The sequence below is a fragment of the Persicobacter sp. CCB-QB2 genome (assembly GCF_001274635.1).
Classification (GTDB): domain Bacteria; phylum Bacteroidota; class Bacteroidia; order Cytophagales; family Cyclobacteriaceae; genus Persicobacter; species Persicobacter diffluens.
On record NZ_LBGV01000001.1, the window covers coordinates 280725 to 306022 of the forward strand.

A 25298-nucleotide genomic window follows, 5' to 3' on the forward strand; every position below is an offset into this window, starting at 1 on the left:
TGCTGCCTGTATGAGTGATCCTTTGGACATTGAGATTTTGCCGGCAAGTGATGGACCATCGGTTGTTTTAGTGAGCAAGCAGGATGAGCAATTCTGTAATGCCGAAGATGGTGCCATTGAAGTGGCTGCTGAAGATGGCGACGGGTCTTACACTTATATTTGGTCGGATGATGCGAGTCTGAACACCAATGTAAGAACCGCATTGACTCCGGGAACTTATGCCGTTAGCGTTGAGGATGGAAGAGACTGTATAAGTAATGTTCTGGAAATTGAAATTCTTCCGGCAACCAATTATCCGGAGGTTACCTTAGATTCCAAAGTGGATGAGTCCGATTGTGAGGCTGCGGACGGTCAAATCACCGTGGTGGCTTCCAATGGAAGTGATAGCAATTACACTTATATCTGGGCCGATGATGCTTCGGTAAATAGTGCAACAAGAACAGGATTAACTGCTGGAACTTATCAGGTAGTGGTTCAGGATGGTAATGGATGTCAATCCGATCCATTATTTGTGGAGATCGAAAATCCGGATCATTGTTTTGAGTGTTCCAGAGATTTGATTACCGCCGTTTCTACCAATGCAGAGAAATGTAATGGATCTGCAGATGGCGCCATCGTTGTTCAGGTTACGGGAGCACCAAATGGAACCGTATTCTTCTATGAAATTGATGGTGATCGTGGAACTTTCACTACTCCATTTATTGAAGTAACGGCGATCAATGGAAATGGCATTTCGGCTGGGAGCTATGAAGTAATGATTGGTATTGATGGTGGAGATACAGACTGTATTCAAACCAAAACAGCAAACGTTTCTACGGCCCTTGGCCTGAATACTTCTTTCGATGTGAACGATGCTTCTTGCGATACGGCTGACGGAACGATCAGAACCATTGTGACGCCAACCACCGGAACAGAATCTTTTGAACTATTTGATAATGCACAAAATTCCATTGCGACTAGTTCTACAGGCTTATTTGAGAATTTAGCAGCAGATGAATACTATGTTCAGGTAACGGATGAAGACTGTTCTACAGAGATGTTGAGAGTGGTTGTTGGTGATGATTGTGGATCTGTGGTGGACTGTAGTACACTGGAAATTGAAGTAAATGCTACCAATCCAACCTGCGACAAGCCTGAAACCGGAATGATCGTGCTGACGCCAAATCAAGCGGCTAATTTCACTTACCAATTGATTACGGCTGAGGAGACGATTGAGCAGGATAATGGTTTATTCCAGAATTTACTTGCGGGTGAGTATACTTATATTGTGACTTCCGCTGATAATAATTGTCAGAAGTCGGGTAAAGTATTCTTGGATGGTAATTCGGATATTGATGTTCAATGGTCCATAGAACCATCTTCATGTAATAATAATGATGGTGAAATTCACCTTCGCATTTCGGGCGGTGAGCAACCATATGCTTATAAGTTTAATGGACAGGATTACTCACTACCGGAGGATGGTATTATACCGGGCTTGTCAAGAGGGGAATATGTCTTTGAAGTAATCGATGCTAAAGGATGTTCTGTCATCAGGGAAATAGAGGTTACCTCTCCTGATTTGGTATACTACAGAGACCCTATCATTACCCCTCCTTCTTGCGAAGGAAATGGAAAGGATGGCGCCTTTACCATCAGAGTAGATGAAGCACAAACTTCTGCCCCGGCTCCATATTATATTTCCCTAAATGGGGGAGCATTTGAGCAGATGTTTGATAAGAAAATGACTTATGAGGGCTTGACCAATGGAGAGTATCAGGTGGTATTGAAGGCTGGTTCTCCTGATGCAGGCTGTCCTAATGAATTGCTTGTTTCTATCACAGGTGGGGTTTTATCCGTAACCTTTGATGTAAATACTACCGATCAAGGCTGTATTGATGAGTCCGCAATGGTGGAGGTAACCAATATTTTTGGAACGGCAGAGGTGGAAACTACGCTTCAGTTATTCAAAAAAGTAGGTTCATCAGAGTCATTGGTGGAGGAAATCACAGAGGATTTTACCGACTTCAATACTTTCACTTTTGATCAAAATATAGTTCCTGGAGATTACTTTGTGAAAGGTTTCCAATTCGTAGCCGGCTGTACGGTAGAATCCAGGTCTGATGTTTACACCATTATTGGTCCGGGCAGTGAAATGGCGATCGAAGGTATCGAAGTAATTAGGTTATCTTTTGAAGACCGTGGTTCAGGTATTATTGGTGTGAAAGATTTCTTCCGATCTGGTTTGGGTGGCTATGAAGTGAGAATTCATCAAATTGCGCCAGAAAAACCAGGACAAATACTACCAGAACAAGATTGGATAGCCATAGACGATCAAAGAATTATCGGAGACGTTTATGAAGAGCAATGGGAGCAGTTACCAGCGGGTAGTTACCAAATCGAATTCAGAGATCGCAAAGGTGAAGGCTGCTTAGTGATCAGTGATGAAATTTACCTGGAGGCTGACCCAAGTGTTTGGATTCCGAATGTCTTTACCCCTAACGGAGATGGCGTTAATGAAACGTTTTATGTTCGAAACATGCCGGAAGGAGATGAAGAAGGTGGTTGGAAAATGGTGATTACCAATCAGTGGGGTGGCATTGTTTATAAGAATGACGATTACAGAAAAGAGAATGCCTGGAGAGCAAATGGCTTGCCGGACGGTACTTATTTCTACTCTTTAGATGCCAAAGAACACGGGAAGTTCAGTGGTTGGGTAGAGGTCTTTAAAGGGAGGATATCATCAAATTAATAAAAAAAAGGTCGGGCATTTGCCCGACCTTTTTTTTATAGTGATCAATTATAAATCCTGCAGAAATGCCAGGGTATCGACATTGTCTGCGAAATCATCGATTTCGGGGGCCTGCGCTTTCCCAAAAGGAATGTATGGAGTAGCATTACCTACCACGCATTGAATCTTTTCCTGATGCTGGGAAAGGTATTGCTTAATGTCTTCCTCCGTTTTATAGGTTTCGTAAAACAAAACACTAATAGGGGAAACCATCGCCTCTGATTGTTGAAGCAGCAGAAAGCCGGAATCCAGGTGAGGCACTCGGTTGACTAGCAAAATGGATTTATTGTAATCATAATTATTGGCATACTTATGATGATCCCCTACCGCTTTATAAGATTGAAGGGCATCCAAAAAAGGGGTGAAGTTATATCCTTCCGGTACCAGCACTTTGGAGATATTTCGACAACCTAAACCGAAAAAGGTGAAAATGTCTTTTCCCAAGCCCTTAAAATCTTCTTCGGATTCATTTCCCGAAAGAATGGCCAGTGAAGTCCTGTTTTTTCGAATGATATTGGGCTTCTTGCTGAAATAATGGTGGAAATAACGAGCCGTATTATCACTTCCGGTGGCAATAAAAGCATCGGCATCATTCAACCTTTCCGCAATGGTAATTTGTTCATATAGAGGTGGGCAAATCTCTTTCAGGCTATTGATGATGAATTTCATCAGCACTTCATCCTGGCTGCTGAGTTTAATCAGGGCCCGGTGTCCGGATAAAAGTACGCAAAGCAAATCATGGAAACCTACCATGGGAATGTTGCCGGCTAATACCAATCCGATTTTTTTATCGCTGAAATTATTGGAAAGCCCCTGGTGCTGTTGGCAAAGCTCCTGTAATTTTGATGCTTCTAAAAATAGTAAAATACCATTAAAGGCTTCTTCAACATTGGAAGGGGTGAACCAATTGTTTTTTGACTCTGCACTGAAAAATAAACCTTCTTTTTCTGCTTTTGAGAGCCCTCTGAGGTATTGCCCCAAAACCGCTAATCCTTTTATTCGTTCGCTGACTGTCATTTATTTCATGTTTTTCGAACAAATATAATACACATTTCTGTTAGCAGATTGACTGTCGCAAATTTATTGTCTCTGGGTCGTAATATTAGAATTTAACAAAATCTGCTTATTTAAAATGATTAAAATCAGTAAAGCCGATGCTGATTGTAAAAAAAATACTAATTTTGGCTTTCCATTACGAATAGTGTAATTAAATAAAGACGTGATATTATGGCAATTATGATTACGGACGAATGCATCAATTGTGGTGCATGCGAACCTGAATGCCCAAATACCGCCATTTATGAGGGAGGTATTGAATGGAACTACAGCGATGGGACGAATCTTCGTCAAATCGAGCTGGAAGATGGTTCCTCGATGGAAGCTTCAGCAGAACAGGAGCCGTTGTCGGATGAATTCTACTATATTGTGAGCACCAAATGTACCGAGTGTATTGGATTTCATGAAGAGCCACAATGTGCTGCGGTTTGTCCGGTGGATTGTTGTGTAGATGATCCTGATCAGCCTGAAACCGAAGAGGAATTGTTAGCTAAAAAAGCTTGGCTTCATGCCGAATAAAAAAAAAGCGGGTAGATCCCCGCTTTTTTTGTTTTATACCATTTTTTGTCTTTTTAATAAATAGGAGAGCAATACCTGTTCATAATCTCCATTAATATCAACTTCCACAAAATCAATTTTTGCCAGGCCACACCTCATTTTTAGTTTTTCAAAATAGGATTTGGTGGCTTTCTGATAATATTCACGAATTTGGCTTGGGTGTGCCTTGATCACCTGATCACTCTCCACATCAATAAATTCATAAGGGCGATCCTCAAATTCAAAATCCATTTCTGTTTTATGATCCGTAATATGGAAAAGTAAAACTTCGTGCCGCTGATGTTTCAGGTGTTGAAGTGCCTGAAATAGCTGATTCTGATTTTCCCTGCGGTCAAACATATCGCTGAAGATAATGACCAGGGAACGTTTGTGAAGCTTAGTCGCAATTTGATGTAACACATGCGGAACATCCGTGCTTTTATTTTCAGACGGCTCCTCCATAATTTGCTCAATTTGTAAAAGCAGCTTATGCAAGTGGGTGCCGGAAGATTTTACAGGCGTCTGAATCTCCAGATCTTCAGAGAAAGTGGTTAAGCCCACCGCATCTCTTTGCTTTTGAAGCAGGTGAGCCAGGCTAGCGGCCAGAAGCAGAGAGAATTTGATTTTATCTCTTTGTGGACGTGGATAATGCATGGAAGGAGAGTTATCTACTACAAGCATGCATCGCAAGTTGGTTTCTTCTTCGAATCGTTTGGAATACAACCGATCCGTTTTTGCATATACTTTCCAGTCAATATTCCGGGTGGATTCTCCGGCATTGTAAAGCCTGTGTTCCGCAAATTCTACAGAGAAACCATGATAGGGAGATTTATGTAAACCTGTTATAAAGCCTTCTACCAATTGCTTGGCTAATAATTCCAGTGACCCAAATTGATTGATGGAGGAGAGATCGATTTTCATATAAATAAAAAAAAATACTTACAATTATAACGGAAATCTGCTTCGGTGCGTCACTTTATTTTTGAAATTATTATACAAAATATTAAATTTTATGGGCTTAGACTTGCAACTTAACAAGGAGGAGCTTTATATTAGTCCTATCATATGTGTGATTTTTACATTTTTTTTAACGAATTGTTGGACACTTAAATAATTGGATTGTGGAAGAGCACAAGGATCATAAGGGTGAGATATACTCGCGTAGGGTACGTGCTGGAAAAAGAACCTATTTTTTCGACGTTAAAGCAACGCGCTCTAATGATTATTACTTAACAGTTACAGAGAGCAAGCGTCGTTTTAAAGACGATGGTGATCAGTTTTATGAAAAACATAAAATTTTCCTGTACAAAGAAGATTTTAACAAATTCATTAATGCCCTGCAAGACACAGTAGGTTTTGTGAAGGAAGAGTTGATGCCTGATTTTGATTTTTCTCAATTTGATGAAAATGATGAGGTTTCGGACAATTCGTATGATGAAGAAGTTAAGTGGAATGTCTAATTCCGAAGAATAAGAAAGTAGGTCTGTATAGATCTAAAAAAAATAAACCCGTCAATTTTTATCAATTGTCGGGTTTTTTGATTTAAAAGTTAGCGAATAATAGCACTGAACGAAATGCGGCACAATCTGACCCTTTATGTAATTCTTGGTTTTCTCATATTCATTGGGCTTGCCTGGCTCTTTTCGGATATTTTCGTTTATGTGACCATTGCACTGATTGTCTCCACTTTCCTTAGTCCGCTAACGAATTATTTTTCCCAACGCAGAGCTTCCGGCTGGAGACTGTCGCGGGTCACCTCTGTTTTATTGTCTTATCTCATTTTTAGTGCGGTAATTACGCTCTTTATATTGCTGTTTTTGCCCCTCATCTCTGAGCAGATTGATGTTTTAAGCAAACTGAATGTGGATGATCTCATTGATAAAGTCTTGGAGCCTATTGCTTATGTGGAAGACTTTTTAATTGAGAATGGACTTAGCCGTAAGCCTGTTGGCTTTTTGGAAAGTGCTATTGGTAATAGTATAGAGGAACTTTTCAGCAGCATCGAGTTTTCCACCTTGGTGAATAATGTCATTTCTTTGACCGGAAACTTATTGGTTGGCGTACTGGCCGTATTTTTTATCAGCTTTTTCTTTTTACTGGAAAACGGTTACCTCCGTAGAAAAGCGATTTCCTTCGTTCCCAATAAATATTTTGAGCTTTTTGTCTCTACTTTCCAAAAAGCAGAAAAGCTGTTGACCAATTATTTATTAGGCTTGCAATTGCAAATGTTCTCCATATTTGGCTTGGCCGCAGTTGGCCTTACGATTGTTAATATTAGGTACGCGGCTACAATTGCGCTTTTTGCCGCAATTGCCAACCTTGTTCCCTACCTTGGGCCGCTTTTAGGGGCGATTTTTGGGATTATTGTCGGGATTTCTACCAGTGTAGATCTTTTTACTTATCACGATTATTTGATCATGATTATTAAGATCGCATCGGTCTTTGGCTTGGTACAATTAATAGACAATTTAGTCCTGCAGCCGGTTATTTTTTCAAAAAGTATAAAAGCGCATCCTCTTGAAATATTTATTATTATCTTTGCAGGCGCAAACTTATTAGGCATTGTGGGCATGGTTTTCGCTATACCTGCCTATACAATTTTGCGCGTTACTTTTGTAGAGCTTCGTGAAAGCTACAAACAGTACTATATTTTTAATCGGAATTAGAATAATTATATTATAAATCGCATATGGCACTTCAATGTGGTATTGTAGGTTTACCCAATGTGGGGAAATCGACGCTTTTTAATGCTTTGGCTAATAATAAGGCTGAGGCGGCCAACTTTCCTTTTTGTACTATTGAACCAAATGTAGGGGTGATTTCTGTCCCGGATCCTCGCCTTGGTGAATTGGAGGCCCTGGTTAATCCTCAAAGAGTAATTCCTACTTCTATGGAATTCGTGGATATTGCAGGCTTGGTGAAAGGAGCCAGCCGTGGGGAAGGTTTAGGGAATAAGTTTTTAGCCAATATCCGTGAAGTAGATGCTATTGCGCACGTGGTAAGATGTTTTGATGATGAAAACATTGTACACGTGGATGGTCGCGTTGATCCAATGGCGGATAAAGGGGTGATTGATGCTGAGCTTCAGTTGAAAGACCTGGAGTCTATTGAAAAACGTCTTCAGCGGGTAGAGAAAATTGCTAAATCAGGTGATGCAGATGCAAAGCGTGAGGTAGCGGTTTTAAAAATGTATACCGAAGCATTGGAGAACGGCAATAATGCCCGTTCAGTTGAAGCTTCAGAGGAAGATCTTGAAATTATTGGTCATTTGAATTTGTTGACCATTAAGCCGGTGATTTATGTGGCCAATGTGGATGAAGAAAGTATTCACACTGGAAACGAATTCGTTGATGCTTTGCGTGAAGGCGTGAAAGACGAAAACGCTTTGGTCATTACTGTATCAGCGGCTATTGAATCTCAGATAGCAGAGATTGAAGATAAAGAGGAGCGTGATATGTTCCTGGAGGAGTATGGCTTACAGGAGTCTGGCTTGAGCAGATTGATTCGCGCTGCTTATGAGATCCTGAACCTGATTACTTACTTCACCGCTGGTGTTCAGGAAGTACGTGCCTGGACGATTGAAAGAGGATGGAAAGCGCCACAGGCAGCTGGGGTCATCCATACTGATTTTGAGCGTGGCTTTATCAAGGCTGAAGTCATTAAATTGGGCGATTATCAGGAATTTAAAACCGAAGCGGGTTGCCGTGAAAATGGTAAAATTTCAATAGAGGGTAAAGAGTATATCGTAAAGGACGGAGATATTATGCATTTCCGTTTTAACGTTTAATAGAACTTAAAAGGAGCTTGTATTGAGCTCCTGAAGTTGAAATTTGAGGAAAGGATAGGCATTATTCTTTCCTCTCATTTGTAGTTTCAGGGTGTGTTTGCTGGGTTATTATTTCCTAATAAAAATCTAATTGATGTTATTTTTTAAAGGAATTATTTTAAATTAGTCGAATATTTCACGGTTAGTTTAAACCTTAGTAAAAGCCCGTAGTTACAGCAGTGTCCAGCGATGTTAGCATCGTTCCATGCTTGTAAAGTTTTTTACAATTTTTTTCAACTGAAAAATTCAGAAGGCTTGAGAATTCGTATTGTATTTATTTTGAAAAATAAAGGAGCAAATGTTCCTTTTCATCATCAGTTTTTATTAGCGCAATTGGTTAAGGGAATTGTAGTTAGAGGCGGGAATGAAAAATACCGTGGCTTCAATCACTATAATTTTTCCGGACTAAAGGGTCAAACCAAAATTAGCCGAAATGGGCTACACTTCTTTTCTAGTCGTGTAACATTGGTGTTTTCTTCTACAGATCAGGAATTTATTAATTACTTCCTGACGGAGTTGTTTAAATTTCCTACGGTTGAAGTGGGTAATCTAATTTTAATCCCTGAGGGAGTAGAAAAAGAAGAAACCCCAGCGCTTACGGAAGAAACAAAGTTTATTTGTATCTCTCCTTTGGTGTTGATTGTACCTGGGTTTAATGATTCTCAGGGAAAAAGATTTATTTCTCCGGAAACGGAAGACTTCTCCGACATGCTCTATGAGTCTACCATGGGGCGTTTAGCCGATTATGGTCATTACTCCACCGAGCAACTTGCTGAGTTTACTAAATTCCAGGTTGTTCCTGATGCCGAATATCTGCGAAAAATTAAAGAGAGTCAGAAGAAATTCGCGAGAATCTACCCTGTTTACGATCAGGATGTGAAGTATGAAGTGCGAGGTTATACCTTCCCCTTTACTCTTTATGCAGCGAAAGAAGTTCAGGAATTTGTATTCCATAGCGGCTTGGGTGCTTTTACCCATAAAGGTCTTGGAATGTTGGATGTAGCCAACACTGATCTGACTAACAGAACGACTCGCTACGAGTGGTAAAAAATGAATAACGCGTCTTCCGCTGGAACCTCACAGGACACCAGCGGAAAACGAATGTTATTTATTGTTGTAATGAATTGAAGGTCTTATATCCAATCACCTGATCGGCACGATCTGTAGGGCCTCTATAATAAACGATGATATCATAATCGTTTTCAGTATCCCAGAAGCTACCCTCTAGCTCCCACCACTGAAGTCCTCCTCCCAAAATTACATATTGATAATTGTAGAATCCCTGCTTTAAAAGGGTAGTACATTCATATAATCCGGAGTTTGGGTTTTTTTTCATTTTTAGTTTGGGCTGCAATTCCCAATTGCTAAAAGCTCCAATGAGGTAAATGTCTCCGCTGGCAATATTTTCTGCTTCTAGTCTGAAGGTGGCCTGAACGTAATCGGCACCGCTTAAACCTTGTTCCAATCCCACGTTTTCAAGAAAGAATTGCCCATTTTGATCCTCAAAACTGACATAAGGTTGCCCCATTCTGTTTTGGTCAACATTTAGCATGGCATAGTTCATATCCGTTTCGCGGCGTATTCTGGCCACATTCCTTCCGGTATAGGAGACTGACCTTAAATCGGTATAGCGAAATTCATTACCGGCTATAAAATTATTTTCACCATTAAAGAAATTATATTCGATCTGCCCAAGGTCATTGCGTACATTGGTAGGCTCCAGGTTAAAAATGGCGTTGTCCCATCTTTGGTTTTGGCGTAGGACCACCTTAATATCGGTGAAGGCATTTGAAACGGTGTAGGAACCATAATTAATGCCGAAATTAATCTGCTGGTTGATGTCTCTGTTCATTACTAAATCAGATCGTCTGACCTCTGAATTAATTGCGGCCACATTTCTGTAGACGACAAAACGCGAAGTGATAATTAAATCCTCCGGATCAGCATCGCGGTAAACAGCTACCAAATAATTACCGGTTTCCTTAAGTCTTGGAATAGGAAATTGATATTTTACGTATTCTACCCGGGTATTTTCAGAGAACTCATATTCCGTCACATTAAATTCATTATACTGATCCAAATAGTCCATATTGACCAAATTGGAGGGTTTCCAGTCATAATTGCAATGAATGATTTTTGCCCGGTACTCTTCATAATCTTCATTGATATCATCAAACTCCAAAACCAGCTGAATGCCACTCCCAATAGGGATTACCGGAGCGATCATCATTCCGATGGGGTCATTCGTTTTAGGAAATATCTTTACTCCTTTTATCCGATCTTCGTAAACATGATCTCGATAAAGCATTTTGGTCTTTTTGGCCCATGATTGAAGAGGGGCACAAAACAGCATGAGCAGCAAAGCCTGCAGGTAGTATTTTTTATTCATATACAACAGTAGAATTTTTTGAATATAATCATCATAGACGGGAAATGATAATTTAATTTTTAAGGCAGAATTATTGACGCTTAAATCGTCCTTCATCTGTAAGGCAGTAATAATGCTGGAATTTTTCCCTGTACGCTTTTTTTCCAGGGAAGCAGATGAATTAACCCGGATTATTTATGATTAAATCCTCGCTTAGCTGTAAGGTGGAAAAATGAAGGAATAGTTTCCTGTTTTGAGTTTTTTCCAACGAAACTGATGAAGGAGGAGAAAGCAAGCTTGCCCAAACTGGGGCTATTATAAACCAAAGAAAATAAATTATAATAACCTGAAAATAAACCACCTGCACTAAATAAATAAATTTGCGGTGAATAATTCGGGTTAAAAGAACGCTCGCCCTAATTTGGACTATCATAAAATCAATAAAAATAACCGCTATGCGCTAATAATAAGTCGTTTAGTGTGGCTTCCTGAAAATGGCGGTAAGTAAATCGGCCTTTGCCCATGGTCACCGAAGCAGCTAGGCATAAAAAAAGCCCTGAAGTGGGTGGATACCACCTCAGGGCTTTTTATTTATAGTAGTTTTTCCTCTAAATCTCCCACAGCGGTGGCATGGAGTTCCCAATCCTCATTTAGCTGTTTTTCTTTCGCTTTAATTTCATCGAGTTTTTGGGAAATTTCCCTCACCTTATCGTTATCAGCATAAATTTCAGGTTTTCCTAATTGAGCTTCCAGCTCTTCGCGGTCTACCTCCATTTCCATTAACTTCCCTTCCACCTGATCTAATTGCTTTTGGGCCTTTCTTAATTCTCGCTGAATATTTTTTCTTTCAGATTGAGAGTATTCCTGCTTTTTGGAAGGCTTCTCATTTTCATCCTCAGCGCTTGATTCGCTATCACTGGACTGTTCAGCTAATCTTCGGTTTTCCATCCAGGCATTATATTCCTGAAGGTTGCCAGGATATTCCTTTATTTGACCTTCCTCTATATACCAGATTTTATTTGCAACTTGTTCGATGAAGTTCCGGTCGTGAGAAACAAGTAGCAGGGATCCTTCATAGTTTTGAAGTGCCTGTGCCAATACGTTCACCGATTGAATGTCCAGGTGGTTGGTGGGCTCATCGAGTAACAGGAAGTTGGCTTCAGAAATAAGGACTTTTGCCAGGGCTACTCTCGATTTTTCGCCACCGGAAAGCACTTTGATCTTTTTGAAAACATCGTCCCCATTGAACAAAAAAGCACCCAGTATGGATCTTAATTCCGTTTCTGTTCTGGTGGTGCCGGTTTGTTTTAGCTCCTCCACCAGGTCATTCTCCAGACTTAAAGATTCCAATTGATGCTGAGCAAAGAAAGAGGGAATGGCATTATGGCCAAGTTTTGCTTCCCCGCTTTGGATAGGCTCTGTCCCCATAATAATTCTCAGCAGGGTAGACTTACCTTTGCCATTGGCACCTACAAGTGCAATTTTATCACCTTTTTCCACTACGCCGGTGGCATTTTTTAGGATTTCCAGCTGATCGTAACGTTTGTCCACTTTGTCAAATGTGGCCACAAACCTTCCCGATGCCTGAGAAAAGGTGAAGCGAATATTCACTTTGGCTTTGGACTCTTGTACTTCCTCTACTATGTCCATCCTTTCCAATTCTTTTACCCTGGATTGTACCTGTCGGGCCTTGGTGGCTTTGGAGCGGAAGCGTTCAATGAAACGTTCGGTTTCCTTTATTTTTTGTTGCTGATTTTCGAAAGCATTTCGCTGAACTTCCTGTCTGGCTACTTTCTCTTCTTTGTAAAAGTCATAATTCCCGGAATATAAATTGAGTTTTCCGCCGGAGACTTCCACTGTAATATTGGTGCAGTTATTCAGGAACTGTTGGTCGTGAGATACTACAATGACTGCGCCTTCATAATTTTTCAGATAATTCTCCACCCATTGAATAGAAGGTAAATCCAGGTGGTTGGTGGGCTCATCGAGCATTAGCAATGCGGGCTTTTCCAGGAGTAATTTGGCCAGCATTACGCGCATTCTCCATCCACCGGAGAATTGGCTCAAGGGTTTTTCCAATTCTTCCGTTCTGAAACCGATTCCTTCCAGAATCTCCTCCGCCTTTGATTTCAGGCTATAACCACCAAGTGTTTCAAACCTTTCCTGTAAAGTGGCCAGCTCTTCCACCATACGCTCTTCATAGGCAGTCTCCATTTTTTGGATCAAGGCTTCAATATCGGATTGAATTTTTAAAGCCTCGGAGAAAGCGCTCATGGCGATATGAAGAATGCTGTCGTCAGATTGAAAGGATAATAAATCCTGATTCAAATAACCAATAGAGGTTTCCTTACTTTTGGTGACATCTCCCTCATCCGGAGTGTATTCTCCTGCGATGATGCGGAGCAGGGTGGATTTACCAGCTCCGTTGGCACCGATAAGCGCGATCTTATTTTTGGGCTTCACATGTAAAGAGGCTTCAAAATAAATGGGGCGTCCGCCGATGTAATAGGTAAGGTTATTTATCGCTAGCATTTGTATTTTCTTCAATGAGTAAGCAAGCTCCAGAACCGGAGTAAATACAAATTTATAAGGAAATGATGGTTCCTCACAGTATTAGCCGGGAAAAAGGGTTAATCCTCTCGCTTGGGGATCTTTTTTATGATATTTTCCAAAAATTGATTGGCTTCCAGCAGGCGGATTTCCTCTGGCGGATGCTGGCGAAGGTAATTGATGAAATCCATCAGGCTTTTGCCCGATTTCCCTGTGCCGGAAAAGTAAACACAATGGGGCGTATTATCCGAAAGAAGGGAGCTTAAGGGAAGTGATGAAAAGTTGTCCCAGGAAAGTAAATTGCTTTCAGCGGCGATATTGGCGTCGAAAGTTTGAAGATCAGGAATGGGTTGAAATCCCTGTGGTGCTTTTTCCCAACAGTGAAAATGAATGTGAAAAAAATCAGACATTAATCTACAACAATTTTTTTGGTGATAATCCCCCTCTCGGATTTAAAAGAAAGCAAATATAATCCTTCCTGCAGCTTGATGGGATAGTTTTCTTCCTGAAAAGCAAAGATCTTAAATGCGGGTACGAGCGCCTGCCCGGCCATATTGTAAAGGTGTACTTCCGCATTTTGATTACTGTATATTGTAATTTTACTTCCTTTATTCACAGGGTTAGGGTAGCAGTTTACTTCCCAAGCTTGTTGATTTTCGGTTCCGGGTTTTAGCCAAAGCAAGCCACCGGATTTTTGCCCAAGGAGTAAGTAGGGCATTGCATGGCTTTCCCAAAATACCGGATTCAGATGATTGCCCTCTCCCAGACGGAAAGCAGTGCTGGTTTCATTAGTGCTCCACAAATGGGGGTAAAATTGGGGTTCCTGATGAATATCCTGAATCCAGGAAATATTGCCACTAAGATCCGTTTTGATTAAAGTGAAGTCATCCTCAAAATTGAAAATGCAGATATCAGGTTTGGCTTTTGTAAAATCGTCTTCAATTCCCAAAAAGCTTTTATTGATTAATATCGCCTGATTCTGATTGACTTCCCAAAGTTCTAAGCGGCCCTCTGTTCTGGCGATTACCAAATTCACCATTCCTTTTTTTCTATAGAAATAGAAATTATCCGAAGCTCTGATGTGCTGATTGGTCGGGAATTCAATGGAGATGGGATTTAAATCGGACAGACTTCCACCGGATTTTACCCAGTATAATTCTTTTCGCCTTTGGTCCTCAGAATGCACATTTATCAGTAAGTCCTCCTGTCCATTTCCATCATAATCGAAGACTTGCAATTGAGGGAAAGTGCGGTTAAGCATGCTAAGATCAATAGGCGGATTACTTTGCGTTTCAAATTGAGGGGCAGCATTGGAGCCCGTATTTTTTAGCCAGAATAGTTGAGCGGCACTTTTAGTGTTCTGCGATGGATGCTGGGCAGCAACTATAAGGTCTTTTAGGCCATCCTGATCCCAATCCATCGCAACGGCGGAGGCATGGCTTCCAAAATCCAACATTTCCCCCTGAAGAAAATTGGTGGAGGTAAGTTCCAAATCACCATTGGAGGTTTCTAATAGCCAGACAGTGTTCTGAAAGTCAATATCCAGCGTTTCATCATCCAAAATATTACTACTGGCGATGATGGAGGGTTTTTCATTGCCATAAATTTTCACCTGATAAGCGGTGGGGTAGAAAGGGAAATTTATTCCTTTGAAAGGGGCTTCGAAGGACTCGAAAAGGGCTTGTTCCGGTGTTCCGGTGTTAGGTAAAAAGTATAGCTCAGGACACTGTTCATGCCCTGCAAGTAAATCCAATAGGCCGTCATTATTGAGATCCATAAGGGTAAGACTTTTTCCGCCCACATGCTCTATTTTTAGGGGTGCCTGTCCGCATCCTTCCCCATTGAATGCGTAATGTTGACAATCACATTCTTCAAAAGTCCCCCAGTTTTTGCTGACCAGTTCGAAGTCAAGCCCGGCGACTCCTGTTCTGTCCATGGAAAAATTTTCATGTTGACGGACAAATCCACCTACCGCAAAATTGTAAACCAATATATCTAAATCTCCATCGGCATCAATATCTTGAATCACAGGAATGTCGGTAGAGGAGCACTGTAAATTCTGAAAAATACCACTGCTGAGCGAGATCAATGGATCCGCTACTAATTCAAATGAAAGGTTTCCACCGCTGCTGGTGTTTTCATAAACTGAAATTCCAAATAATTGCTTGGTGAAAATGTCCGGCCTTCCGTCTTGGTTAAAGTCCCGAATGAGTAGCCAGCCGGAAATGTCGGTGGGAAAGGGAAGGGCGCTTTCGGGCGAAAATTCATAATGATCCTCTCTCCAGATAAAGGTCTTTAATTGATTATTGTCCCGATCGTATAGGATCAGATCATCAATACCATCTCCGTCTAAGTCAAAATTATTAATTTGTGGGCTATTGAGTCCTCCTGCCCAGGCTAATGATTTTTGAACACTGCTTTTTAGGGGAAATGAAAAGTCAAATTGATAGCTGGGCTGCCCAATGGAAACCGAAGTGGAAAAAAACAGCAGAAAGGGAAGGTATTGGAGAAAGTTGGGCATTAAAAAACAGGCTTTTTTTATAACTTAACGTAATTCTAAAAAAAGAATAGCAGCATCAAATGAATTTAGAGGAAATTTATAGAAAATATAAAGAATGTTCTGGGGTGAATACCGATACCCGGAAAATTCTGAAGGATAATATCTTTTTTGCCCTTAAAGGTCCAAATTTCAATGCCAATCGTTTTGCCTTGCAGGCTTTGGAAAGTGGTGCCAGATATGCTGTAGTGGATGAACCGGAATTTGCCATAGATGAGCGATTTATTCTGGTGGAGGACGGCTTAAAGTGTTTGCAACAATTAGCAACCTATCATCGTCGCCAACTGGGGATTCCGGTATTGGGGATAACAGGTTCCAATGGAAAAACCACCACTAAGGAATTAGTGAATGCGGTGCTTTCTCAAAAATATAAAACCTATGCTACGGTGGGGAATTTCAATAACCATATTGGGGTTCCTTTGACGATTTTAGCCTGGGATGAATCTATTGAGTTGGCCATAGTAGAGATGGGGGCCAATAAGCTTGGTGACATTCGGGAGCTATGTGAAATCGCGGAGCCCAATTTTGGATTGATTACCAATATCGGTAGAGCGCATATTGGGGAGTTTGGAGGTTTTGAGAATATTTTACGGGCGAAGAGTGAGCTGTACCAGTTCCTTTTGGCTAATGACGGAAAGGCTTTTATCAACTCCAATAATCCGCTATTTGAAAATATGGCCCGCCGATTTGCAGAGCCCATAATGTATCCCAATAAAGGGGACAGCGTACAGGTGGATTTTATTGAGGCTAATCCTTTTGTGGAATACCGTTCTGAGAATGGGGAAGAAGTGATGACTCATCTGATTGGGGATTACAATTTTGAGAATATTGCGGCAGCTTTGGCTGTGGGGAAATGGTTTAATGTCCTTCCCGCGCAGGCAAATGAGGGTATTCGTAATTACATACCAGAGAATAATCGCTCCCAGATTATTCAGAAGGGGGATTTAACCATTATTTTGGATGCCTATAATGCCAATCCAAGTTCTATGGAAGTGGCCTTAAAGAACTTGAGTCAGATGTCCGGGGAACCAAAATATGTGATCCTTGGAGATATGTATGAGCTCGGGGAAGAGAAAGATCAGGCACATGGGGAGGTTGGTCAGCAATGTGAAGATTATGGTTTTGAATCCTTTTTTGTAGGGGAGTTTATGACGGCTGCCAAAAGGGAATTTCCCGGCGGACATCATTTCTTTAAGAAGTCGGATTTGGTACACTACTTAGAGGCACATCCCATTACTGAAGGATTGTTATTGATAAAGGCATCCCGGTCTATGGGCCTGGAGAGTTTATTGGAACAGTTTCATTAATGGCGTTTTTGAATCCAGCATATTCGAAGCATTTTTGAATTCAGCCGAATTATTTACCGATAGATTTGAGGGCTTGTCCTTAGGTGTTGCATGTGAGGTTGATTCGAGTGGTTTTGCTGATTAATCAATCACTCAGATTGGGGAGCGTTTACTTTTTCCTCAATTATCTACTTTGTTGGGGAAGTTCGAAATGGGGAGCAATTCCTTCATTTTTTCCGCCTTGCAGTTATACATGGATTATGGCATGAATAATTCGGCTTAGAAAAAGTGGTATTGGATATTTTAAAAACCAATCAATCCTATTTGTAAAATATAATACGGCATCACTTTAATTTTCAATGTCGTGATTTTGAAAGTGTTCAGTACTAAAAAGGGCTACCGGAATTCCGATAGCCCTTTTCTCTTTTCTTACTGGTGATTGGATCTCAATAAATCATTCACCGTTTTTACCGGGTTAAAAGTACTAATGGGTACTTCTACAAAAATAGTGTTCCAATCAGACATAGCACCGTTCCATAGGCCGGGAAGTTCCTGAGCTTTGATGTCTTTTCCATTACGAGATTTCAGGGTAATGAAGCCCGTCTTTGGGTCTACAAAATCTTTTAAATCGAATTTATTCCCTTTATAATCTTTTACCAGGCAGACTAAATCCACCGGGTTGAAATGAGTCGCATTATTTACAATTTCTAATTTTTCCAGACTTTGTAAATTGATCTGAGAGGACTCTACAATTTGTAGAGAAATGGTTTCATCATTGTTGATGGCCCAGAAAGGACCGCCACCCGGCTCCCCTTCATTTTTTACCATTCCACAAGCCCGAATAGGACGATTCAATTTTGTCTTCAACCATTCTACGCGGGTAGCACGAGCCGGATTTTTCAAATGAGAAATGGTGCAAAGCTCGTCTTCCACGAATCGGGTGATTTCGGCAATATCATTAGCCGTAAGGTTTTCCGGATTTTCCAGCATTTCTAAATATTGGAAAATCTTTTCCTGCGCCTTCATCGCTACCCCTGCCAAAACTTTTTTATAGGTGATGGTGTCCGCCACAACACGGTCATTCACAACATTGTCGATATTTTTGATGAAGATGACTTCTGCGTCAATTTCATTCAGGTTCTCAATCAGCGCTCCATGTCCTCCCGGGCGGAAAAGAATTTTTCCCTCTTCCTGGAAAGGTTCATTATTAATATCCACCGCTAAGGTGTCGGTAGACGGCTTTTGAATAGAATAACTGATGTCATATTTCACGCCAAAGGTCTTCTGGTATTTGCCCTTAACCTCCGCCACATGAGCTTTGAAGGCCTCAAGGTGTTGGGGAGATACCGTAAAGTGCAGCTGCACCAAGCCATTTTCCTGCTTCGCGTAAGCCGCCCCTTCTTTCAGGTGCTCTTCCACCGGGGTAGCCACATGGTCGGCATACGAATGAAATTTTAATAAGCCTTTTGGCAGAACGCCATAATTCATACCTCCTTTGCCCAGGACTTTATCCATCACCGCTACATGATGCCTTTCTGCAGCAATATCCAAATCTATTCCCTCAACGCTTAATTGTTCCTTAAGCTCCTGATAGAAGGCGAATTTTTGGATATTGTCAAAGAAATTATAAGCTGGAGCTACATTACTGTCTTCTATTAAATCAGCCGCAGAAGGGGAATAATCGCGGTATTTGTCTTTGTAACCAAAAAGGTTTTTAAACATTCTGGTGGCAGCTCCGGATGCCGGAATAAATTTGTAAACATCCGTGGACTTGATTTTTTCATCGAAGATATTGACAAATTCCTGAACCTCCTGTTCATCAAGCTTTAAAATTCCATCATCGATGGTAGCTGCTTTCAGAATTTCCATGAAAGGAAAGCCTTCATGAAAATTTTGGATTTGCTTTAATACCGCCTCCGTAGAAATTCCTCTTTCTTCAAATTGAGCTAGAACTTCATCACTGAAGCTTGTCTTTTCAATTGTTGGCATAGACTAAATAGTTGGTTTGGTGGATTAGGGGGAAAAAATGATTTATCTGCGATAAATTTGATTAGTAACAACTGATCAACCAGCAGGCCTAAAGTTAAGGATTTCAATCATATTCGAAAACGTTTTCGATTGCATTTTAGGCAAGCTAAGGGTGATTTATGTCTTTTTTTTGAACCTAAATTTACAATAAATTTAACAATAGTTTTACGCAAATTAACAAATAAATCTATGATTACTCATATTGTAATGTTTAAGCTTCATGAGGAGGCAGAGGGGAATAATAGGCAGGAAAATGCGCAGAAAATCAAGGACTTATTAGAGGCTTTGCCTTCTGAAATTGAAGCACTGAAAAAGATAGAGGTCGGCTTAAATTTCAATTCAACTCCAGCTGCTTATGATTTGGTACTGACCACTTTGCATGATGATGAAGCGGGATTAAAAGAATATGCTGCTCATCCGGCCCATTTAGAAGTCTTGGAATTTATAAAAAAGGTAATTACAGATAGAAAAGTGGTGGATTATATTTCTTAATTGAAAAAAGATCAGTAAAAATCTTTCGGGTGATTAAATTTTTATTTATCCGTTATTTCGTTTTGAAAATTTGGATTATGGCGTTTTTTGAAAAATAAAAGCCTGATAAATGGAAAAAGCTCGAAATTAATCGAGCTTTTTTTTGGGCGTAATATTTTTCTACTTTTTCTCTTAAACAGAGAAACTTTCTCCACAGCCACAAGTTCTTGTCGCATTCGGATTAATGAACTGAAACCCTTTGCCGTTCAGGCCATCGGAAAAATCCAGCGTTGTTCCCAATAAATATAGGAGACTTTTCTTATCGACAAGGATTTTAACCCCTTTGTCCTCGAATACCTGATCAGATTCTACCACATTATCATCGAATCCCAAATCATACATCAATCCGGAACATCCGCCTCCTTTTACCGAAACGCGCAGGTGGTGATTTTCATCTTTTCCTTCTTCCTGCCTTAACACCTGTAGTTGTGAAATGGCTTTTTCTGTTATATTAATCATTTTTTTCTCTTTCAGTGGGTTATTACTGTTTTAGGCTAAACGCTCAAACGTTTGGCGCTATCCAAAAGTTTAGGCATTTTTGCAAATATAATCAATTGGCAGCCAAGAATGAAAAATTGTAGTTTTAGCCAATTTGTTTTTAATATTTGAGATATGTCAACAGCTGATAATAATAAAAGAACAGAGCTTGGGGCTTTGGGGGAATTTGGGATTATTGACCGAATTGCTAAAAATTTTAAAACACATAAACAGGCTTCAACGGCACTTGGAATTGGAGATGATGCTGCACTCATTGACTGTGGGGATTTTTATCAGGTAATTTCCACTGACATGTTAGTGGAAGGCATTCATTTCGATTTAAGCTATATGCCTTTGCAGCATCTGGGTTTTAAGTCGGTGTCGGTGAATATTTCAGATATTGCGGCGATGAATGCAATCCCGAAGCAGATTACAGTGAATGTGGCTTTGAGTAATCGTTTTTCAGTGGAAGCGGTAGATGCCATTTATGACGGAATTCAAAAAGCTTGTGATACCTTTGGTGTTGACCTGGTGGGGGAGATACCACTTCCTCTCCCGGTGGATTAATGATCAGCATTACGGCGATCGGTACCGCAGAAAAAGATACGGTAGTGAAAAGAAGTGGCGCCTCTGCCGGGGACATTATCTGCGCCACAGGGGATTTGGGTGCGGCCTATATTGGACTTCAGGTCTTAATGCGTGAAAAGGCTGAATTTAAGGCTAACCCGGATATGCAACCGAAATTGGAGCAATATGATTATGTGGTAGGAAGACAGCTTCGTCCTATGGCACGTATGGATGTGATCCATGAGTTAGGAAAGTTAGGGGTGGTGCCCACTGCTATGATGGATATTTCTGATGGTCTGGCTTCAGAGCTGATGCATATCAGTAAGCAAAGTAATGTTGGGGTGAATGTTTTTGAGGATAAATTACCCATCCACCAGATTACTTATGAGAATGCAGTGGAATTTCAGTTAGATCCTGTTATTGCCGCCATGAATGGGGGAGAAGATTATGAATTGCTGTTTTGTATTAAGCAGGATGACTACGAAAAGATTAAAAACCTGCCGGATGTCCACACCATTGGTTATATTCAGGATTTGGAAAAGGGAAGGAATTTAGTCAGTAAACAAGGCAACGTTTATCCACTAAAAGCACAAGGCTTTACCCATATGTAATTTTTTGTATGCAAAAACTCATATTAACCACTGCAGCTGCTTTGGGTGCCCTGACCGTGATGATCGGGGCATTTGGAGCACATGGGCTTCAGTCCATTCTTCAGACTCATGGTCGAGTAGATACTTTTGAAACAGCTGTGAAATATCAGATGTATCACGTAATGTTGATGATGATTTTGGGGCTGCTCTACCCTAAAATTTCAGGAAATCTGGCTCATTATAGTTTTTATGCCAATATTTTTGGTATGCTGGTATTTAGCGGTTCACTATATGCATTGTGTTTGACCAATATTTCTAAATTAGGAGCAATCCCCCCTTTGGAGGGATGGGTTTTATTGCGGCCTGGCTGCTGTTTGGTATTGCCTGCTGGCAAAAACTATAATTTTGGGGGGACAGGATCATGTCCATTTCCTCCCCAGGGATGGCATCTTGATATGCGCTTCAGGCCCAGCCATAATCCTTTAAAAGGACCGTGGGTCTGGATAGCCGCTATCATATAAGAAGAACAAGTAGGGGTGTAGCGACAAGAAGGGGGGAATAATGGAGAGATCCCATATTTGTAAATATTCACTAGTAGAATTAAGAATTTGGATATAATGCTTTTCATGTTGATTTAATTTGGGGAAAGGATGCCCAAATATTTTTTGTTCTGAAAAGAAATATACGCTTTTTTTTGTCGATTCTTCGTAAATTCGATCCTATGAAAAACTCACCCGCTCGTATTGAGGAGGTAAAAAATATATTTACCAAGTATTTAGAAAATAACTCCCTTCGTAAAACGCCAGAGCGTTTTGCGATTTTGGAGGAAATATATTCCCGTGATGAGCATGTTGATGTGGAGTCTTTATACATTAACATGAAGAACAAGAACTACCGTGTCTCTCGTGCGACGGTTTATAATACCCTAGATCTTTTAATTGAATGTGATTTGGTGACGCGCCATCAATTTGGTAAGAATTTGGCCTTATATGAAAGTTCCTATGGAAATAAGCAGCATGATCATATAATCCTTACAGACACAGAGGAGATTTTGGAATTTTGTGATCCGAGAATTCAGCAAATCAAAAAAACCGTTGAGGACTTATATAACATCAAGATTGATGCGCATTCCTTAAATTTTTACGGTAAACGTGGAAAAGAAGAGTAGAGCGTAAGCATAGATACAAAAGGGAAATCCCAAATTTGGAACTAATTCCAGATTTGGGATTTTTTTTGTTCATATTTTTGAAGAAATAATACATTTCGAAGGTGATGTAAGCTTTTGGTAAGGAATTGTCTTTGTTGAGACTAGTTTTCGAGATAAAAAAGGAGATGGAATAAAGATTGATAAATTCGGGTAAACCTAACTCTATGATTTTGAGAACTTTACTTTCATTATTTCTGGCTTTGTCCTTATGGACGCTTCCGGAAATAGCCTCTGCCGGTGGTAAGCAGCACCAAAAAGAAATCGTTAAAACCAAAAAAACTTCGGTTAAGCGCCAAAAATCTGCGATCAGAGATCGCCGAAAGTTTCAAAGGAAGTTGGCGAAGTTTCAGGGAGAGCTCATGAAAAAAAGTGAGAAGCATGATAAACGCATTATTAAGCTTCAACGAAAAGGACGCTAGTCCATGTTTTTTTACTCCTGATTTTAATCCTTATGAAACTTACTATAATATTTCTTGCCAGCTTTTTGTTTGTTCTTCATTACACTGTTCAGGCTTCTTCAGCCTGCTATGATGATTCCACTCACTTTCATTTTAATAAAGCGCAGCAAATGATGCTGGAGGAGATGCCAGAAGAGGTGCTGATCAGAGCAAAAAAATTGAACGATAATCTCTTCTTCTACGGTTTGGTTATGCCAAACGGGGAAGAAATGGAATTTGTCAGTGAACCCGTTGGCTATATTAAACTCGGAGATATTCCCATAGATTTAAATCACGTCAATTCCGATACGGTCTTTATTGTAAATCTGAAGGAGTTGCAGCAGGCTCAACATCCTTTGGAGGTAAATAATAATCCCGAATTACAGTCCAATTATGAGGATATGGAAGGGGAGGTAGAAGTAGAAAAAAACGAATCTGAACTGGATATCAGGGATAAATTAGTTTTGGACAAATTTGTGGATGCGCTGATTGCTAACCGGCAGTTTCAGGTGAATTTGGAGTCTCAGGGAAGTAATGGAAAAGAGGATCGGAAATTATCGCTTTTTATGGATAAGGTGCAGCAATATTTATTGGATCATTGGGTAGACATTAGTCAAATACAGGTTCGGGAATATAAGCAGGTGAAGGCACTTAAGAATCAGGGGAAAAGCCTGGTAGCCCTTAAAATCAGCAATGAATAGAAGTTTTTCGGAGGTTTTTCAAAAGCCAAAATTCACAAAGAAAATACGCTTCTTTTAGAAATGATATCTATTGATTAGCGGGAACAGCAGCACTGTTTAGGTGGTGAGATATAAAGCCGCTTCTTATCGGGCTTTTTAATAAAACTGAAAATGGACATACTATAGGAAAGCTCCAGTTTCAAATCAGGTTCTATTTGATTGCTTGTGGTTAGTTGACCTCAATAATCATCGCTAGATTTAGTCCGAATAATGCCTGCTTCAATCCTTGTTTAGCTACAGGGTGAGAAAATAAAAGGCCAGTTTCCTGTTTCGAGTTTTTTCTAACGAAGCAGATGAATGAGGCGAAAGCAAGCTTGCCGAAATTGGGGCTATTAAAAATCAGAGAAAGATACGGGTAATAAGTTGAAGATAAGTTTCTTGGTTTGCTTTGATGAATTTAGCAGTGAATAATTCGGCTTAGGGAGTGGAGGTAAAGGTTTCGCTATTACTTTGATGAAAAAATAAGCTAAAAGAAAAGCCGCTTTATTGAAAGCGGCTTTTTTATTTATTGGAATACAACTTTTGACATTTTATCTCGGAGCCCATTTTTGTAGGTGTTTCCGATGGGCAATTCCACCCCATTTACCTGTACCCGATTACTGGTCATTTTCTGAATTTTATCGGTATTGGTAATGAAGGATTTGTGAATTCGGACGAATCTTTCGTCCAGTTGTTCCATGATGCGAATCATGGTTTCGGTCTGAATGTAAACTTTGTTCGGATGATGAATTTTTAAATAGTTACCAAATGCTTCTACATAATAAATTTCGTCGAAAAAAAGCCGGTGGTTAATGCCGTTTTCTTTCACAATTAAAGAAGGGCCTTCTTCTTTATTGGTCTCCACTTCTTCCAAAGGCGCCTTATTGTAAGTCGTTAAAGCTTTGTTGACTCCTTTGAGGAAACGCTGTAGCGTGATGGGCTTTAATAGATAGTCCACCACAGAATATTCATAGCATTCAAGCGCATAGCTCGGATCCGAGGTGGTCATGATAATCATGGGTTTGTCCACCAGGGTTTTCATAAAATCAATTCCGTTTAGCTCTGGCATTTGAATATCTAAAAATATTAGATCGACCGGGTTTTCGTTGATGTAGTTGAGTGCATCAATGGCATTCTCCAGGTTTGCACAGAGCTCTAGCGCTTCATTTTGCTCGACGAACTTCTGGATGATATTCCGCGCAAGAGGCTCGTCATCTACGATGATGCATTTAAGTTTTTTCATATAGAGAAGAAATAATATCGGTTTATAGGGTGGTGGAATAATTTGGTCATGAAAAAATGCCGAAAGGCTTTGTAAGTTTAACACGATGAAAATCAAAATGTTGGGCGGGTTTGGGAGAGTATTTTGAGATTAATTTCCTGTTGAAACTTACATGTTTGATCCTTTTGATATTTAGGTAATAATTCAAATTTTTATTTGATCCGAAAAGGCTGAGCAATTTTCATTTTTCTGTGTTAGACTTTAGAACAGAAAAGAAAAATACATGAGTGTAAAATGGGAAATAGAAAGGAGTATGCTCGGCCAGGTTGGTGACGAGTTTTTACTCAATACGTTGAATAATCTATATTCTATGTCCTTATTGGAGGATGGTAGGTTAACCGATTCATTGGTTAAATTATCCGATTTTTTCAGGTATCAGTATCGGGTTGCAAAATTGGATAAAATATCTATTGAAGAAGAGGTTCAGTTTTTAAAATCGTATTTTTATTTGCAGCGATTACGCTTCAATAATCAATTGGACATTAATTTTATTTATTCAATAGATAGAAA

General features: G+C 40.1%; 23 protein-coding genes and 2 pseudogenes. 15 read left to right on the top strand and 10 right to left on the bottom strand.

All coding sequences use genetic code 11. From position 1 onward, the window contains the following. The first annotated feature begins 10 nt into the window (after positions 1-10). Complete coding sequence (locus tag NG22_RS01350; protein ID WP_053404054.1) at positions 11-2731, top strand: gliding motility-associated C-terminal domain-containing protein; 2721 nt, start codon at positions 11-13, stop codon at positions 2729-2731. Between the two features lie 48 nt (positions 2732-2779). Here the strand turns inward: NG22_RS01350 and NG22_RS01355 are convergent, their stop codons facing one another. Further along, positions 2780-3787, bottom strand: coding sequence for an acyl-CoA reductase (locus tag NG22_RS01355; RefSeq protein WP_053404055.1), 1008 nt, complete (start codon positions 3785-3787; stop codon positions 2780-2782). 210 nt (positions 3788-3997) lie between these two features. Here NG22_RS01355 and NG22_RS01360 point away from each other — a divergent pair, with 210 nt between their 5' ends. Beyond that, complete coding sequence (locus NG22_RS01360; RefSeq protein WP_053404056.1) at positions 3998-4345, top strand: 4Fe-4S dicluster domain-containing protein; 348 nt, start codon at positions 3998-4000, stop codon at positions 4343-4345. 33 nt (positions 4346-4378) lie between these two features. Here the strand turns inward: NG22_RS01360 and NG22_RS01365 are convergent, their stop codons facing one another. After that, entirely contained in the window at positions 4379-5284 is a 906-nt protein-coding gene (locus tag NG22_RS01365) for a DUF58 domain-containing protein (protein WP_053404057.1), read from the bottom strand. Between the two features lie 200 nt (positions 5285-5484). On the opposite strand from NG22_RS01365, the gene NG22_RS01370 reads away from it, so the two are divergent. The 4 genes from NG22_RS01370 to cas6 all read left to right on the top strand — a co-directional run bounded on the left by NG22_RS01370 (position 5485) and on the right by cas6 (position 9236). Further along, positions 5485-5823 (top strand): DUF3276 family protein, encoded by a 339-nt coding sequence (locus NG22_RS01370; protein ID WP_053404058.1) that lies wholly within the window; start codon positions 5485-5487, stop codon positions 5821-5823. Between the two features lie 114 nt (positions 5824-5937). Next, positions 5938-7029, top strand: a complete 1092-nt coding sequence (locus NG22_RS01375) for an AI-2E family transporter (RefSeq protein WP_072159016.1) — start codon at positions 5938-5940, stop codon at positions 7027-7029. Between the two features lie 23 nt (positions 7030-7052). Continuing rightward, on the top strand, positions 7053-8150 hold the full coding sequence (ychF, locus tag NG22_RS01380) for a redox-regulated ATPase YchF (protein ID WP_053404060.1): 1098 nt from the start codon (positions 7053-7055) through the stop codon (positions 8148-8150). Positions 8151-8444: 294 nt separating this feature from the next. Then, entirely contained in the window at positions 8445-9236 is a 792-nt protein-coding gene (cas6, locus tag NG22_RS01385) for a CRISPR-associated endoribonuclease Cas6 (protein ID WP_072159017.1), read from the top strand. Between the two features lie 61 nt (positions 9237-9297). On the opposite strand, the gene NG22_RS01390 is transcribed toward cas6, so the two are convergent. The 4 genes from NG22_RS01390 to NG22_RS01405 all read right to left on the bottom strand — a co-directional run bounded on the left by NG22_RS01390 (position 9298) and on the right by NG22_RS01405 (position 15628). Further along, entirely contained in the window at positions 9298-10578 is a 1281-nt protein-coding gene (locus NG22_RS01390) for a type IX secretion system plug protein domain-containing protein (RefSeq protein ID WP_072159157.1), read from the bottom strand. Between the two features lie 570 nt (positions 10579-11148). Then, complete coding sequence (locus NG22_RS01395; RefSeq protein WP_053404062.1) at positions 11149-13089, bottom strand: ABC-F family ATP-binding cassette domain-containing protein; 1941 nt, start codon at positions 13087-13089, stop codon at positions 11149-11151. 98 nt (positions 13090-13187) lie between these two features. Beyond that, positions 13188-13517 (bottom strand): hypothetical protein, encoded by a 330-nt coding sequence (locus NG22_RS01400; protein WP_053404063.1) that lies wholly within the window; start codon positions 13515-13517, stop codon positions 13188-13190. Then, entirely contained in the window at positions 13517-15628 is a 2112-nt protein-coding gene (locus NG22_RS01405; protein ID WP_053404064.1) for a T9SS type A sorting domain-containing protein, read from the bottom strand. The genes NG22_RS01400 and NG22_RS01405 overlap by 1 nt, the downstream gene beginning before the upstream one ends. 59 nt (positions 15629-15687) lie before the next feature. On the opposite strand from NG22_RS01405, the gene murF reads away from it, so the two are divergent. Continuing rightward, positions 15688-16971 (top strand): UDP-N-acetylmuramoyl-tripeptide--D-alanyl-D-alanine ligase, encoded by a 1284-nt coding sequence (gene murF / locus NG22_RS01410; RefSeq protein ID WP_053404065.1) that lies wholly within the window; start codon positions 15688-15690, stop codon positions 16969-16971. 408 nt (positions 16972-17379) lie between these two features. Here murF and NG22_RS01415 read toward each other — a convergent pair whose 3' ends face one another. Then, a complete protein-coding gene (locus tag NG22_RS01415) occupies positions 17380-18939 on the bottom strand; it encodes a DUF4301 family protein (protein WP_053404066.1) in 1560 nt (519 codons plus the stop codon). 129 nt (positions 18940-19068) lie between these two features. On the opposite strand from NG22_RS01415, the gene NG22_RS01420 reads away from it, so the two are divergent. Continuing rightward, the gene (locus tag NG22_RS01420; RefSeq protein ID WP_216597580.1) at positions 19069-19470 is read left to right on the top strand and encodes a Dabb family protein; all 402 of its coding nucleotides are present in this window, start codon (positions 19069-19071) and stop codon (positions 19468-19470) included. Between the two features lie 171 nt (positions 19471-19641). On the opposite strand, the gene NG22_RS01425 is transcribed toward NG22_RS01420, so the two are convergent. After that, positions 19642-19968 carry an iron-sulfur cluster assembly accessory protein gene (locus NG22_RS01425; protein ID WP_053404068.1) on the bottom strand — a complete coding sequence of 109 codons (327 nt, stop codon included), beginning with the start codon at positions 19966-19968 and terminating at the stop codon, positions 19642-19644. Positions 19969-20121: 153 nt separating this feature from the next. Between NG22_RS01425 and NG22_RS18240 the strand changes: the two genes are divergently transcribed. From NG22_RS18240 to NG22_RS18070, 3 genes and pseudogenes are all read left to right on the top strand, one after another. Continuing rightward, positions 20122-20553 carry a thiamine-monophosphate kinase gene (locus tag NG22_RS18240; protein ID WP_367379212.1) on the top strand — a complete coding sequence of 144 codons (432 nt, stop codon included), beginning with the start codon at positions 20122-20124 and terminating at the stop codon, positions 20551-20553. Next, complete coding sequence (locus NG22_RS18245) at positions 20553-21164, top strand: thiamine-monophosphate kinase (RefSeq protein ID WP_367379213.1); 612 nt, start codon at positions 20553-20555, stop codon at positions 21162-21164. The genes NG22_RS18240 and NG22_RS18245 overlap by 1 nt, the downstream gene beginning before the upstream one ends. Positions 21165-21223: 59 nt before the next feature. Next, positions 21224-21430: pseudogene (locus tag NG22_RS18070) on the top strand (DUF423 domain-containing protein); the annotation flags it as partial. Positions 21431-21540: 110 nt separating this feature from the next. Here NG22_RS18070 and yidD read toward each other — a convergent pair. Further along, positions 21541-21771 carry a membrane protein insertion efficiency factor YidD gene (gene yidD, locus NG22_RS18075; RefSeq protein ID WP_071932169.1) on the bottom strand — a complete coding sequence of 77 codons (231 nt, stop codon included), beginning with the start codon at positions 21769-21771 and terminating at the stop codon, positions 21541-21543. Positions 21772-21864: 93 nt separating this feature from the next. On the opposite strand from yidD, the gene NG22_RS01440 reads away from it, so the two are divergent. The 3 genes from NG22_RS01440 (at position 21865) to NG22_RS01450 (ending at position 23488) form a co-directional block, all read left to right on the top strand. Beyond that, positions 21865-22311 carry a Fur family transcriptional regulator gene (locus NG22_RS01440; protein WP_082304959.1) on the top strand — a complete coding sequence of 149 codons (447 nt, stop codon included), beginning with the start codon at positions 21865-21867 and terminating at the stop codon, positions 22309-22311. A gap of 203 nt (positions 22312-22514) precedes the next feature. Further along, on the top strand, positions 22515-22769 hold the full coding sequence (locus NG22_RS01445) for a hypothetical protein (protein ID WP_053404069.1): 255 nt from the start codon (positions 22515-22517) through the stop codon (positions 22767-22769). A 32-nt stretch (positions 22770-22801) separates the two neighbouring features. Next, complete coding sequence (locus NG22_RS01450; RefSeq protein WP_053404070.1) at positions 22802-23488, top strand: hypothetical protein; 687 nt, start codon at positions 22802-22804, stop codon at positions 23486-23488. 544 nt (positions 23489-24032) lie between these two features. Here the strand turns inward: NG22_RS01450 and NG22_RS01455 are convergent. Next, positions 24033-24749 carry a LytTR family DNA-binding domain-containing protein gene (locus NG22_RS01455; protein ID WP_053404071.1) on the bottom strand — a complete coding sequence of 239 codons (717 nt, stop codon included), beginning with the start codon at positions 24747-24749 and terminating at the stop codon, positions 24033-24035. Positions 24750-25041: 292 nt separating this feature from the next. Here NG22_RS01455 and NG22_RS18250 point away from each other — a divergent pair. Further along, a pseudogene (locus NG22_RS18250) lies at positions 25042-25254 on the top strand (histidine kinase); the annotation flags it as partial. Positions 25255-25298 lie beyond the last annotated feature (44 nt).